The 14,336-nt window shown below is 55.6% G+C and carries 12 protein-coding genes; 7 read left to right on the forward strand and 5 right to left on the reverse strand.

All coding sequences use genetic code 11. The features are described 5' to 3' along the window. Together MJA45_RS13755 and MJA45_RS13760 are read right to left on the reverse strand one after the other, a co-directional pair. On the reverse strand, positions 1 to 1,413 hold the full coding sequence (locus tag MJA45_RS13755) for an MBL fold metallo-hydrolase (protein ID WP_315607819.1): 1,413 nt from the start codon (positions 1,411 to 1,413) through the stop codon (positions 1 to 3). Positions 1,414 to 1,441: 28 nt separating this feature from the next. Next, positions 1,442 to 2,854, reverse strand: coding sequence for an FAD-dependent oxidoreductase (locus tag MJA45_RS13760; protein ID WP_315607820.1), 1,413 nt, complete (start codon positions 2,852 to 2,854; stop codon positions 1,442 to 1,444). Positions 2,855 to 3,111: 257 nt separating this feature from the next. Between MJA45_RS13760 and MJA45_RS13765 the strand changes: the two genes are divergently transcribed. From MJA45_RS13765 to MJA45_RS13775, 3 genes are all read left to right on the forward strand, one after another. Further along, positions 3,112 to 4,725, forward strand: coding sequence for a type 2 periplasmic-binding domain-containing protein (locus MJA45_RS13765; RefSeq protein WP_407083132.1), 1,614 nt, complete (start codon positions 3,112 to 3,114; stop codon positions 4,723 to 4,725). A 63-nt stretch (positions 4,726 to 4,788) separates the two neighbouring features. Continuing rightward, a complete protein-coding gene (locus tag MJA45_RS13770) occupies positions 4,789 to 5,754 on the forward strand; it encodes an ABC transporter permease (RefSeq protein WP_315607821.1) in 966 nt (321 codons plus the stop codon). Between the two features lie 12 nt (positions 5,755 to 5,766). Continuing rightward, positions 5,767 to 6,693: a carbohydrate ABC transporter permease gene (locus MJA45_RS13775; protein WP_315607822.1), complete on the forward strand. Its 927-nt coding sequence runs from the start codon at positions 5,767 to 5,769 to the stop codon at positions 6,691 to 6,693. Positions 6,694 to 6,808: 115 nt separating this feature from the next. Here MJA45_RS13775 and MJA45_RS13780 read toward each other — a convergent pair whose 3' ends face one another. The 3 genes from MJA45_RS13780 to MJA45_RS13790 all read right to left on the reverse strand — a co-directional run bounded on the left by MJA45_RS13780 (position 6,809) and on the right by MJA45_RS13790 (position 10,698). Next, a complete protein-coding gene (locus tag MJA45_RS13780) occupies positions 6,809 to 7,384 on the reverse strand; it encodes a hypothetical protein (RefSeq protein ID WP_315607823.1) in 576 nt (191 codons plus the stop codon). 205 nt (positions 7,385 to 7,589) lie between these two features. Continuing rightward, positions 7,590 to 9,581 (reverse strand): TetM/TetW/TetO/TetS family tetracycline resistance ribosomal protection protein, encoded by a 1,992-nt coding sequence (locus MJA45_RS13785; RefSeq protein WP_315607824.1) that lies wholly within the window; start codon positions 9,579 to 9,581, stop codon positions 7,590 to 7,592. Positions 9,582 to 9,663: 82 nt separating this feature from the next. Then, positions 9,664 to 10,698 (reverse strand): dienelactone hydrolase family protein, encoded by a 1,035-nt coding sequence (locus tag MJA45_RS13790; protein WP_315607825.1) that lies wholly within the window; start codon positions 10,696 to 10,698, stop codon positions 9,664 to 9,666. 172 nt (positions 10,699 to 10,870) lie between these two features. Between MJA45_RS13790 and MJA45_RS13795 the strand changes: the two genes are divergently transcribed. Genes MJA45_RS13795 through MJA45_RS13810 form a run of 4 tightly spaced genes read left to right on the forward strand, consistent with a single transcriptional unit; the run spans position 10,871 to position 14,328 of the window. After that, positions 10,871 to 11,437 (forward strand): sigma-70 family RNA polymerase sigma factor, encoded by a 567-nt coding sequence (locus MJA45_RS13795; protein WP_315607826.1) that lies wholly within the window; start codon positions 10,871 to 10,873, stop codon positions 11,435 to 11,437. Next, the gene (locus MJA45_RS13800) at positions 11,394 to 12,503 is read left to right on the forward strand and encodes a hypothetical protein (RefSeq protein WP_315607827.1); all 1,110 of its coding nucleotides are present in this window, start codon (positions 11,394 to 11,396) and stop codon (positions 12,501 to 12,503) included. Before MJA45_RS13795 ends, MJA45_RS13800 begins: the two co-directional genes overlap by 44 nt. Continuing rightward, positions 12,500 to 13,486: an ABC transporter ATP-binding protein gene (locus tag MJA45_RS13805; RefSeq protein WP_315607828.1), complete on the forward strand. Its 987-nt coding sequence runs from the start codon at positions 12,500 to 12,502 to the stop codon at positions 13,484 to 13,486. The genes MJA45_RS13800 and MJA45_RS13805 overlap by 4 nt, the downstream gene beginning before the upstream one ends. Continuing rightward, entirely contained in the window at positions 13,483 to 14,328 is an 846-nt protein-coding gene (locus MJA45_RS13810; protein WP_315607829.1) for an ABC transporter permease subunit, read from the forward strand. The genes MJA45_RS13805 and MJA45_RS13810 overlap by 4 nt, the downstream gene beginning before the upstream one ends. Positions 14,329 to 14,336 lie beyond the last annotated feature (8 nt).

The raw sequence follows: 14,336 nt of genomic DNA on the forward strand, positions 1-14,336 counted from the left end.
TCATCCCTTCACGCTGCTTACGACGGAATTCAGGATGGAAGAAACCGGGACGGTTTCCCCTTTCGTCGGGAAGTAAGCGGGGATTCCTTTTGTATTTTGCGATTCTGGGAATTTGCTGTGAAGCGTAATGACGGTTTTCGGCGCGATTCGCTCGATCAGGTCCGCCAGCGCCTCGGGATGGGCATGTCCGCCGTTCGACAAGGAATGGCCTGCGATGCCGAAGGCGTTCAGGAACTTGCTGATGGCGGGGCTGTCGATTTTGACGCTGTAATCCGATTGAATGAACATCGAGCGGCCCTGCGCATCCCCAAGCGTCTCCAGCTCAATGAGAAGAGCAAGGGATGGGAATTTGAAAAAATACACGTACTCGCTCTTGTGCTCCGCAACCTCTTCGAGAGAAACGGTTTCATACGGCACAGCCAAGTCCGGCGTGACAGTGGCATCGAGAATACGAATAGGAATGTCCAGAGCCGGATGTCCGTTAAGCCGGCGTACCCCTTCCCGGTTGGCGGCGTCCCAAACCGCGGCTAGCGAAGCATCCATGACCAATTTCTTCCCTTCGCCTGCGGCGATGGCGATCATGTCGGCCATACGCTCCAGATCCCTCGGTGAAACCTGCAGGTACAGGAGCCCTTCGGCTTCACCGATCAGGTCGTTGAAACGAGAGAGCAGCGTTTCCTCCGTCATTTGATAAGGCACGGAAGACGGATCGGCCGTAAGCCGGGTTCCTTCCGTGATCAGGACGTCGATCTGCTTGCTGCGGCAGAGCTCGATGAACCGGTCAATCCGGTCGGGGTGCTTGCCCTGTCTCCGCCAGTCTCCCGTATACGCTATTCTATGAGTACCGTCGTCGATGATGATGCCGGACGCTCCGGTCGCGTTGTGATCCATCTCCACGATCTGAACCGTAAAGTCACCGAAATCCAATACTCTCAGATCGTCGCAGGCGGTGATCCGGGCTTTGGTATCCAAGCTGTGTCCGCCAGCCACCATCCCGCGGAACAGGGCATGCGAATCGTGGCTCATGTACACCGGAAGATCCGGATGGGCAAAAGGAAGCAGCGCCATATGATCGGTATGCATATGCCCGATGTAGAGATGAATTTGCTCATAACGGGGGAACTCGGTTCCCCCCCATGCACGAAGCACACTAGCCTCATCCAGCCCTTTCCGTTGGTCCGGGTCGTACAGCTCCAGCAGCGGCGCCGTCATGCCGCCCAGCAGAAACTGGCGCAGCTCACGCCCCGGCGTCGCATTGACCGGTTCGTACAGCGTGACCTGAGTAGGGAACAGAAGGCTGCTGTGCTCCACGCCGAAATCGAACAACAGCGCCTGCTTTTCTTTCCCGTACATCACCTGCACGCCACCGGATTTCGCGACTCCTCCAAAAAAGGTTAATTGTCCTTCCGACACAAGAATCCCCTCCCGATTCGATTAAAGGTTAGGCTTGGGCGCCTGCGGTTGCGGCGGCGTCCTCCAGCGAAAGAATGGCTCCGTGCTTCCGCAGCCGGCTTCTGATCTCCTGAACGTCCACGTCCTCCGGGGCAATCTTCTGTTGAACGGCCAGAGCGGCTCCGATTCCCGCCCCTTCTCCAACGGCCATACAGGTCGGCATGACCCGGGATGAACCGAAAACGACGGGATCGACGCTGATGCAGCGTCCGCTCAACATCAGGCGCTTGATGTCTTTGGGGATCACCGCCCCATAGGTGATGCCGTAAGGGCCGGCAAGCGAACGGATGACGGTGGAATCGTTCGTTCCGCTGTGAATGTCGATAATGTAGGAGCCCAAGGCGATCGTATCGTCCGGAATGGTGCCGTTCACGGCGGCCTCTTCCCGAATCATCTGCTTGCCGACGATCCGGCGGGTCTCGCGGATCCCCAGGAAAGGTGCGATCGAAGAGAGATAGATCTCCTCAAAGCCCGGGATGTGTTCCTTCAGCATGTTAATCAACGGCAGAACCTGCAGATGAGATTCCACTTCACCCCGGCTGAGCTCTTCGATATTCGTTCCGTCGAAGTTCAGAATACGGATGCAGTTGAGGGCAATATGTCCTTCTCTTGGCAGATTGATGTAGATGATCGTATCCCGGCTGATCGGGCATTTGCCCTGTTCCCGGAGCTTGGAAATCGTATTCTTCAAGCCGACGAACACATGATTCTCGCTCGCCCGCAGGAATTCCGCCGTGTAACCGGGACGGATTTTCATCGAATGGCCGTGCCTCAATTCCTCCGGATGCTCTTCCAGGTGATCCATGAACTTCTCCAGGTTGAACCCGCCAACGGTGAACATGAGAGTAGGCGGCTGGGTTTCCCCGTTGGCGTACTGCCCCTTTTCGAACTCGGCTCCCGCCATGTAGGCCACATCGCCGTCTCCGGTCGCATCGATGAACACATCGGCGAACACTTCGATTTCCTTGCCTTTTCCTTTTAAGAGAACGGATTTTAATTCACCGTTTTCGACATTCACCCCTATTATTTCACAATGCAGAAGAGGCTGCACCCCGTATTCTTTGATTTTCTCGAAAATGACGATCTTCATTAATTGGGGATCAATGACCGTGGTGGAGTTATGCAGCGGGCATTCACGATGGCCGAAGGAACCGCCCAGCTCCGTCAAACGGTCGACGATTTCCTGAGGCAGCCCCCCGGTAACCTGGCGGCCTTGGGCATCCAGGAAAGCGAGCAGCGGCAGCCCGATGGTCATATTCCCGCCAAGAAACCCCTGGCGATCGACGATCATCGTTTTGGCTCCTTCCCGGGCGGCGGCAAGGGCTGCACCGATGCCTCCGGATCCCCCGCCAAGCACCAATACTTCCGTGTGGACAACTTCTCGCTTCGAATAATTTTCCATGTTTTCCCTGCTTTCTTGTGATGGAATCTTCCAACCCTTGGGCAAGAAGTCTTATTTGGCCCTCATTATACGGAGCGCTCCTCTGCCTGAACATGTAAGATTCCTTCATGAAAGATGGACTTTGTTTCACTATGAAACAAAATCTATGTGCGGAAAAAAAACGTGCATGGACTCTTCCCGGAAGCGGTTGCTAACATGTGGGTGTAAGATTCAAGCGGGGGTCATTCCCAATACAGACCTATAGGAGGAAACGGAACGTGAAAATGAAACGGGCAACTACAATCTCGGCCGTATCGGGCGCGGTCGTGATTCTGATGGCAGGCTGTTCGAGCGAGAAGCAAGCAACAGCAAAAACGCCGGCAGACTTCCATGAAACCGGGCTGCCGATCGTGGATAATCCGATTACGCTGACCATTGCCGGCAATTTCGACGACAGAACCGGAGCAAAATGGAACGAATTGGAGACGTTCAAGAAAATCAACGAGGGAACGAACGTTCAGATCAATTGGAATCTTACGCCGGGTACCGACTGGAAGACGAAGCGAAACCTGATCATTGCAAGCGATGATCTTCCCGATGTCCTTCTCGATCTCACCACCTCGCAGGTCGTGACGGGCGGAGCGGACGGGATGTTTATTCCGCTGGAGGATATGATTGAGAAGTATGCTCCGAATCTCAAAAATTTTCTGACTAAATATCCGGAGGTCCGGCAGGCGATCACGGCTCCCGACGGGCATATCTACTCCCTTCCGCTCGCCAACATGTCGGAGTATAAGCATGCCGACGGGAACACCCTTTGGATCAACAAAGAATGGCTGAAGAAGATTGGAATGGAAATGCCCAAAACAACAGAAGAATTACTTAAAGTTTTGAAAGCGTTTAAAGAGAAGGATATGGATGGGGACGGCAACCCCAACAATGAGATCCCGCTGACCGGCGTATATGGAGATAGCCAGTATGGCTTCGGCAATCTGTTCGGCTCCTTCAATACTTTGGACCGTCAGTTCATCGTGAAGGATGACAAGGTTCAATTCGTTCGGGGAACGGAAGAGTTCAAGAATGCGATCAAGTACCTTCATTCTTTGTACGAGCTAGGCCTCATCGATCCTGATAGCTTTACGCAAAATTCCACGCAGCATATTGCCAAGATTTCGGCCGGCAAGAAGGCGTCGGTCGGCGCATTCTTCGCCTGGAGCGCGGATCAGATCACGAATGCTTCGTTCCGTTGGGATTATGGTTCTCCTATGGTTCCCCTGGTCGGTCCTACCGGAGCACAGGTCACGGCGTACAACAACCTGCAGATGACGCCCGGCATGTTCACCATCACGAAGGTTAACAAGCATCCGGAAGCGACCATGAGATGGGTGGACCGGGCGTACGAACCCGAAATGTCCCTAATGCTTCGCGAAGGTCCTAACCGTCTGAAGAAGCTCGATAACGGAACGTATGACATCATTGAGAATCCATCCAACTTTACCGCCGGGGAATGGAAGGTTAAGGAGACGCCTTACAACAGCTTCGTCTACGGATTCTCCGAAGAAATGCGTAAGAAGCAGAACCTTCCGAAGGCGGAGCCCGGTCAGTTGGATCCCGACTTCGACGAGTGGTATGAAGCCCTCAAACCTTACATGAAGCATTGGATCTTCCCGAATATCATGTTCACCGACGAGCAGTACAAGCAAATTGAGCGTTACCAAACGGACATCAAGAAATATACGGATAAAACGGAAGCCCAATGGATCGCCAAAGGCGGAATTGACGAAGAATGGGACAACTACCTTAAGACGCTGGACAAAATGGGCCTGAAGGATTTCATCAAGGTCTATCAGGACGGCTATGACACCAACAAAAAGAATCTGGCCAAAAAATAACCGCAATCCTTTATCTAGCGGGTATTTCTCGGCTTGCATCATGCAAAGGACGGTAGATAACGGATGAATACCAAAACGGAAAGGGCGATGTTAGCGCGTTCCAAACCGGTTGCCAAACCGAGGGTCGTCGCGCTGCGGCTGCGGATTCTCCGCAGCTGGCAGCTCTACGTTTTACTGCTGCCGCTGCTTGCGCATGTCGCCATTTTTCAGTACGCGCCTATGTACGGCCTTCAAATCGCCTTCAAAAATTTTAGAGCCAGCGCCGGCATTCTCGGGAGCAAGTGGGTAGGCTTGGAGCATTTTGAACGCTTCTTTAATTCCTATTCCTTCTGGAACACGCTCAGCAATACGCTGTTGATCAATCTATACGAACTGATTTTTGCTTTCCCGATCGCCATCCTCTTCGCGTTAATGTTGAACCAGGTTACCAAGCTCCGGTTCAAGAAATGGGTGCAGACCATCACGTACGCTCCCCACTTCATATCGACGGTCGTCTTGGTGGGCATGCTGTTCATCTTCCTTAACCCGCGGACGGGTATGGTCAACAACCTGATCGATCTCCTCGGCGGGGAACGAATCAACTTCTTTGGAGAAGCCGCCTGGTTCAAGCCGATCTACATCATCTCGGAGATTTGGCAGACGACGGGCTGGAGCGCGATCATCTATCTGGCCGCTTTAACGGCCGTCGATCCACAGCTTCATGAAGCCGCTATTATGGACGGGGCCAACAAATTCCACCGGGTACGCCATATCGACATCCCGTCGATCATGCCCGTCATCATGATCCTGCTTATTCTGAAGATGGGACACTTTGCCTCCCTCGGCTTCTCGAAGGTCCTGCTCATGCAGAACGACCTCAATATCGATGCTTCCGAGGTTATTCAAACCTATGTGTACAAAACCGGTTTGGTCGGCGCGCAGTACAGCTACTCGGCGGCGATCGGACTGTTCGACAATCTCATTAACTTCATTCTGCTGTTATCAGCTAACCAGCTCGCCAAAAAATTTAAGCAGCAGAGCCTGTTCTAGGAGGAATCGGCCATGGCCAAAACGGATGCGTTCGATGCCGTGTCCAGGATTGCCCGTTCCCGGGCCGACAAGGCGTTTGACTATATCAACTACACGCTATTGTCCATTTTTCTCTTAATTGTGCTGTATCCTTTATATTTCATAGTCATCTCCTCGTTCAGCGATCCGACGGCGGTCAATACAGGGGGGGTCAGCTTAATCCCCAAAGGCTTCACCATGGAAGGCTACCGCATCATTCTTAATAACAACGATGTCTGGAGAGGCTATCGCAATTCGCTTCTGTACACGGTGCTGAACGTCGTGATCAGCCTAGCCCTCATGATACCAGGGGGCTACGCCCTATCCCGCAAAGAAATGGCCGGGCGCAATCTTCTCATGTTTCTCATCGTGTTCACCATGTTCTTCAGCGGCGGCATGATTCCGACTTATATCATCATCAAGAAATTGGGGATGGTGGATACGATGTGGGCGCTGTTCGTGCCCTCCGCCGTATCGGCGTATTACGTCATCGTGGTGCGGACGTTCTTCCAGAACACGCTGCCGGAGGAAATGTTCGAATCGGCCAAGGTGGATGGCTGCTCGACATTCCGCTTCTTCTTCCAAATGGCGGTTCCTCTTTCGGCCCCCATTATCGCGGTCATGGCTTTGTTTACCGCCGTGTCCCAATGGAACTCGTTCTTCAGCGCCTTGATCTACCTGCACAATGCCGAGCTCTACCCCTTGCAGCTCGTCCTGCGCGGCATCCTGATATCGAGCCAGATGTCGGCTCACGGCTCCGATGCCGTCGTCGATCCCGAATCCATCGCGGAAGCCCAGCGCTACGCCGAGCTCATCAAGTATGCCCTCATCATGGTCGCGAGCATCCCGGTCCTCGTGCTGTATCCTTTCCTTCAGAGGTATTTTGTCAAAGGCATGATGATCGGTTCGGTAAAAGGGTAATCGTTAAAATGGCTGTAAAAAGCCGCCGTAGGAAAAGGCAGCCGATTTCAAACTTCGGCTGCCTTTTTCCTGTTCACTGAAGTCTCCCTAAGTTGATTAAAGAGGAGTGCGGGAACTATTCGAACACTTCATGGAACAGAAAATGTTCATACGTGTTCGGACTGAAAGCAAACTTGAAAGCGAGCGCCACTCCCGATTCTTCGATTTTGACCGTCCGGAGCCGCGGGTCTCGAATCAGACTGCGCACCAGGAACGTGACCGTCTGGGTATCCCCCCTGCGGATCGCCTTAGCCAATACTTCGGCAAAGGCGGCGTTGAAGGCCAATGCCCTATAAAGCGGCAAAATCGCCCGAGCCACTGCTTGATGGGCTCTCGTTTCCTGCGCGATAAGCTTAAGGGTTCCCGGCGGAAGCGTGGTGCTGCTGCCATAAAGATTGACCGGACCCGTGAATTCAAAATTTACCGTATACCCGCTCTTGAATGTGCCGGGAAGCGGCTTCTTGGCAAAAGGGGAGACTAGACGGAACAACCGCAGCATCTCCGTCACGTTGAGGGTTATGACCGCCCTTCCCCATCGGGTGGCGTAGTCCTTGTTGAGAGCAACGGCCTGGTAGAACGGAAGCATCGCCCTGGCCACCTCGCGCAGAACGCGAGCCGTGACAAACCGGTTGGGGTTCGATTTTTGGATCATTATTGTTATCCTCCTCTTCTATCTGAATTAGCCTCCCTTCAAGATATGCTAGGGTTGCCGGCTTGTTCGGGCTTCCATCATACAAAAAACCGGAAAGGTCTCGGACCTTCCCGGTTTTTTGCCTCTCATGAGCTTCCTTGCATCACGCTACTAAGCATCTCCTAAAAACCCCGGACTTTGTAAGAGTAACGGCGGGATCGCCTTTCTACTGGGTAATGGCATTGCGTACCGCCAAAATATATTTGGATTGGTCCAGCGGGTTCACTCCTTGGCGTTTGCGTTCCGCTCGTACATCCGGCGGACACTCCTGATAGCCGGCAAAAGAGGTGGCGAGTGTCCCGCGCCCTTTGGTCATCGACCCTAGACGCGCCGGGAAATCGAGAGACGTCGCCACGGGCAGAATCCCCTCGAGCTCGAGCCGCCCGCTTCGGATGAACGGCGAATCGAACTCGCCTCTCATGACGACGATCTCGTTAATCACCTTGCCTCCGAACTCCTCCGGCACCGACAAGCGGAATTTCAAGAGCGGCTCCAGCAGCTTCGTGCCTGTATTCGCCAGACCGTTCATGATCCCCATCGGGGTCGCCACGGCGAAATCGAGCGGGTGGGTGTGCCACACATGATGCTCACCTTCGAGCAGCGTGACCCGGAGGTCCGTCACCTCCCAGCCGGATAGCCCCTGCTGCAGCGCTTCGGGGACCCGGCGCTCGACTTCATTCTGGTATCTCTCCAATAAACGCTCCGGCCGGGCATCCGACCGGTACACAAGACCGATTCCCCTCGGACCGGGCTCAATCCGAAACCGCAGAATGGCCCAGCAAGGCTTAGGCATTGTATAAGCAATATACCCTTCCCCTGACTGCGAAGGCGTTTCTTTGTAGATGACCGACGGCGGGTCAAAGGTAACGTCAAGCTTATAGCGGCTTTTCATGATGGCTGTCAACACCTCGGCCTGAATGGGACCCATCACCTTCAGATGCAGCTCTTTTTCCCCCTGCAGCCACTGGACATCCAGATGAGGATCCTCATCCGCCAATTCCTGAAAGGCCGCCACGACCTTCGGATAGTCAACCTCGCTTTGCCAGCGCACCTGAACGGTCAGGAGAGGGACCGCGAGCCTCCGCTCACCCGGAATCCCGTCCGTCGAACCGAGGATATCGCCAATTCGCGTGCGACCGAAGCCGTACACCGCCGCCACGTCTCCGGCTTGGAGCAAGCCGACGTCCTCCGATTTGCGGATGTCGATCTTGCGGATCTGCGTAACCTTCTCGTCTATGCCTTGGCTTACATTGTGAACGGTATCCCGGTTGCGCAAGGTACCGTTATAGAGACGCATGAAGGCGACACGCCCCATCTCGGGATCGCGCTCCAAGCGGAAGACAATTCCGGACACCTTCGCCTCGGGGTCCCCGACCGGGCTTGGGAGCCAGCGCACCATCGCTTCCATTAAAGCGTTAACACCTAGGCCCCGGCTGGAGGCTCCGAACAGCACCGGAAAAAGCTCACAGCGGCGGATTCCCTCCTCCAGCTTCGGAAGCAAGTCCGCGTTGTCCAGACTCCCCTTCTCCAGAAACGCCTCGAGCAGCGATTCCTCCCTTTCAGCCAGCGCTTCCTCCAGGATCAGCCGGTAGGAGGCTGCTTCGGGTGAAGCCGGCAGGTCCGTTAACAAGTCAACATTTCCGGCGAACGCCTCTTCCCTGCCCGCCGGAGCTTGGACGGGAACGGCGCCGTCCGATAGCAAGGTACGAATATGGGCGAGCGTCCGTTCGGGGTCGGCTCCGACCCGGTCCATTTTGTTTATATAGAAGATCGCAGGGATTTGCAGATCCCGAAGCGCCTGCCAGACGACCTCCGTCTGGGCTTGCACGCCCTCGACGGCCGAAACGATGACGACGGCACCGTCCAGAACCCGCATCGATCGTTCAACCTCCGCTAAGAAGTCCACGTGCCCAGGGGTGTCGATGAGATTAACTTGAATCCCGTTCCAGTCAAACCGGGTAACCGCTGCGTGAACGGATATTCCGCGCTCCCGCTCCACGTCGAGCCAATCCGTCTGCGCCGTTCCCGCATCCACACTGCCGAGAGTCCTAATCCGCCCGCTTTCATACAAGATATGCTCCGTAGTTGTCGTCTTGCCCGCATCGACATGGGCGAATATGCCTACATTACGAATAGGCACCGGTAAGGATTGATTCAAGAGGGCTTCCTCCTCAAGCTGGTCTCAGACGATTGTACCATAACCGAGCGGGCGGAACGTGCTAAAGAAGTTGAATCCGTTTTTAACAATCCTTGCCGGTCTGCTGAACCAACCAGTCGTAAGCTACGGCTCCGTTAATGCGATGATCTCCCTCGAACAGATCCAACGCCAGCCGGTCTTCCGCACCGAGAAGCCGGTAAATGCGGGTCAGCTGTCCGTAAGCTTCATGTACCGCCCCGACCGGAAAGATCGGATCCCGGTCACCCGCCTCAATCAGCAAAGGCCGAGGCGCGATCAATCCAATCAAATCGGGCATTTCCGCGATTGCTCCGAGCCCGGGCACATAGTTGTCAACGCAGTGGTGGATCGACAGGATGCTCGATTGAAACGTGTTGACATAGCCGCTGACGACGCTGGCCTGGATCCGGTCATCGAGGGCGGCGGCAAACCCGGCCGTCAGTCCGCCTCCGGAGATGCCCATGCAGCCGATTCGCCCGGGATCGATATCCCCTCGACTCAGGAGGTAATCCAGCACCCGGATCGTTTCATAAACACGATGACCCGCCATGGTAAGTCCCATGTGCAGCAAATACGTGGACAACGAGTGACAGGAATGGGATGCTCCTTCCTTTGCCTCCTGCCGGAGACGGCGGTCGCCGAATCCCAGAAGCTCCGGTGCCGCTACGAGGAAACCGCGGCGAACAAGCGATACGGCAAAGTTTTTCTGGTAGCTCTCCTCCGTGGACTCCATCTCCCCGTCCGGCGAGAGACCGACGATTTCCTTGCTGCCATATCCGTGACCGTGCAGCGCCAGCACTGCGGGCAGGGCCTGCTCTTCGGAATGCTTGGGGATTAACAGATAAACCGGCATGCGCAAGCCTGCATACGTGGTTATCTCGATTCGCTGAAGCGTATAATCCCCGCAGTCCCTCTCCTCCAGCAAACGAGGCTCAAGCGCTGCGCGTTCGGCCGGAAAGCCGCCGAGCCTCTCGAGGAACCGCTGACGCAGCCGTTCCCGCCAAGCCCCCCATTCCGCCAGGTCTGCGGCCCGGAATCTAAGCTCCGGCTGCACCTTCGTATAGAGCTGCTCCAAATAATCGTCCGGATGCCATGACATGACCTACACTCCCTTCTTGTAACAAACCTGACTTCTATCTAACCTGATCCTACTATTTTTCCGGAGCGTCTTCCAGTAAAATCCACTATAAAGACTTTCCTATTGTTTTATTCTGCCTGCTACAAAAACGGATCGGCATCCGTCTTATATACGAAAGGGGGACGGCGGCAGCATGGAAAAAGGCGAACAGGTACCTGAGCTATTCCAGAGTCTGTTCCGGGAGCATTACCCTGGGGTGGCACGGAAGCTCTTTGCGCTGACCGGCGATTATGCGGCGTCGGAGGATCTGGCCCAAGAGGTATTCCTGCGTCTGTACCGGAACCCTCCGGATCGGCTGGAAGCGGTTGGCGCCTGGCTTCACCGGGTACTGACCCGATTGGGCTATGATTATTTGAGACAGCGCTCTTCAGGCAAGACCTTAATGGAAAAGGAAAGCGCGCGTATAGCGGCTGCGGAAGGAACGGTGCCTTCGGGAGAGACGGAGGCAATCCGGGAATGGGAAAAAGGAGTGGTCCGCCGTCTGCTGAAGAAGCTAACGGATCGGGACCGGACCGCCTTACTTTTACGGGAAGAAGGATACAGCTACGAAGAGATTGCCTCCCGACTGGAGGTCAATCCGAAGATTGTCGGCACGCTGCTGGCTCGGGCGGAGGCTCGGCTGAAGAAGAAATACGATCAAGAGGAGGAACCCCACAATGGCGGACGAGACGAAGCGGACCGGCGGGGAGCCGGTTTTTGACACGGATCGGGCTTGGCACCGTTTCGAAAGGCTAGCTGCCCGGGAGCCGGTGCCAACGGTTTGGAAACAGAAACATTTCAATAAGGATGGTGACCGAAGCATGAAGAAAGCGAATTTTACCCCATTCACTCCAGAGTTTCCGGCTGACGTAGCGGCAAAGACTTCCTACTCGGGAAGTTCCGTAAAGATGAGCACCTGGCGGACGGAGAAACCCGTCAGACGCCAAATTCGAAGACTAGCCGCCGGCGCGGCGGCCTCTGTTCTGGTGATCGGTCTTTTCACCACCACGCTGGGAGACCGGGCTCTGGCCGCTATGCAGCAGACCTTCCGTATTCAGCATGTGGTCGGAGTCGAAATCTCCGCGGATGACATGACGGCCATCTCCTCCTTAATAGACCGGGGATCCCCTGACGGAGACCGTAGATTTGATCTTGCCCAATACGGCACCTTGACCCAGCTCGGCGGCGGGAAAGCCCATACGGTTACTTGGAGCGAAGCACAACAAGGGATAGGGTCCTCCCTGCTTCAGCTTGAGGATTCGACGGATCCGCTTTATCAACCCGGAACCACCTTAACCTTTAATTTGAAAGTAAAAGCAGTCAACCGTCTCCTCACCCGTTTGGGCAGCGCGACGAATCTGCCTGCCGAGGCGGATGGTAAAGCCCTCCGGCTGAATATCCCGGACGGCATCTCGACAGAGGGCACTTTGGCGGGCAAGCCGGTACGGTTGCTTCAGTTCGGCAAGCCGGAACTGAACGTGGATGACGGGATCGATGCAGCAGCCGTTCGGGAGGCGGTGTTGGGGCTGCCTGTTCTGCCGGACAGCCTGCGGACCAAGCTCGCGGCCATCGGCGATTGGAAGAACACCCTGCCGATTCCGGCCCGCGGCGGTGTGACCAAGAACCTTAGCCTGAGAGGGCATGATGCGGTCATGACCGTAAATGGCAGCACGCGTTATCTGCTTTGGGTCGATGGGAACCGGATCAACTTGCTGAGCGGAGATACGAAGTTGTTCTCAACGGAATCCGACATGCAGCAAGCGGCGGAGGAACTCATCCGGCCATGATGATCGACACGGTGGAATTAACCAAAACCTATAACGGCCAAGGCGGCTGCCGCGGAATCACCCTGCAGGTGCCGGAGGGGTGCATCTTTGGCCTGTTAGGTCCTAACGGTGCCGGCAAAAGCACCTTCGTCAAAATGCTGGCCGGCCTCCATCGTCCCGATCACGGACGGGCCGCCGTGCTGGGACATCCGTTGGGCCGGCCGGAGGCAAGGCGCAAGCTCGGGTATTTGCCCGAGCTGTTCCGCTTTCAGGATTGGCTGACCCCGGAGGAGGTGCTCCGCTTCCATGGACAGCTGGGGGGGCTACGCCCGATAGAGACGAGGACATCCGCGTTTCGCAGCCGGGTCCGGGATACTTTGGAGCTAGTCGGCTTGTCCGAAGCGGCAAACCGGCGGGTCGGGGGCTTCTCCAAGGGGATGCAGCAGCGTCTAGGCCTGGCTGCCGCCCTTCTTCTCGATCCCGAGCTGGTGATTCTGGACGAACCTGCGTCTGCCTTGGACCCTGTCGGCCGCTATGAAATCCGGGAGCTGCTCAAACGGCTTCGGAACCAAGGCGTGACCATCTTCCTTAACACTCATCTATTGGAGGATGTGGAGGACCTCTGCGATGAAGCGGCCTTCTTATACGGAGGAGAACTGCTGGCGTCGGGTCCGCTGCATCAGCTTCTTCTTAGTTCCGGTGAACTTGGGGAAAGCGGAGCCAACTGGCGCTTCCGGCTCGGTGGATGGCTGCCCTATACCTTAACGGAACTGAACGAAGCCGTCAGAAACGTCCTCTCTTCCCCGCTGCAGCTAGTGGAAGTAGATGCAAGCGGGAATGCTCTCCTGGGAGCACGCGTGACCGGCCGGGAACAGGCCGGCTACCTGTGTTCCCTGTTCATCCAAAGCGGCTTAAGCCTCTACGAATCCGGCCCTGAACCTAACAGCCTGGAGGCCTGGTTTCTCCGGATGGCACGTTATCGGGAAGGGGGTGCTCCGCAATGACCATGTACATTATGGCCACCTTTAAGGAGCTGACGCGAAAAAAGGTGTTTCTGGTCACGCTTATTCTAACCCTCGTCTTTCTGGTCCTCTTCGCCTTCGGAATCCGGGAGTTGAGCTCGGTCTGGGAACAGAACAGGGTCTCCCCTGCCGAAGCCATGCTGAATGGTATGGTTCTAATGATACTGGGGCTTTTTTTCTCCCAGCTGCTGGCCGCTTTCTTCGTGCTGTTTTCCACGATGGGAACGATCACGGGTGAACAGGAAAACGGCCTGCTGCTGGCGGTCGCCGCCCGCCCCATCCCCCGCTGGAAGCTCTATTTGGCCAAATGGCTGGGACACGCCATCTGGATCTCCGTGTACAGCACCGTTTTGTTTGTTTCCGTGGTTTGGGTGGCAAACAGTCTGGCCGGACTTCCCGTATTGATCTCAGACTTGCTGCGGGGCGCCGTCCTGTTTCTTTGGATGCCGCTTCTTCTTCTTACCTTGACCATGCTGGGTTCCGTCTATTTGCCGATGCTCGGGAACGGAATATGTTCCGCTCTACTGTATGGATTTGCCCTGTTTAGCGGGCTGGTGGAAGGGGTTTCCAGCTATGGAGGAAACCATCCGGCATTAGACAAATTCTTCCTTCTAACGGGGCTGCTCCTCCCTACGGATTCCGTCTACCGGAGAAGCCTTTATGAAGCTTTTGGGGGAGCCGACTTTGCCGGGTTGGCGACGTCTGACATGGGTCCTTTTTCCATGCCGAGCGTTCCTTCGAATAGCTACCTGCTGTATACGGTAGGGTACGCCTTGTTTTTGCTTTTTTTGGGATGCCGGGCGTTCAATCGCAAAGATCTATAGAGCCCGAA

Source organism: Paenibacillus aurantius (assembly GCF_032268605.1).
Taxonomy (GTDB): Bacteria; Bacillota; Bacilli; order Paenibacillales; family NBRC-103111; genus Paenibacillus_AO; species Paenibacillus_AO aurantius.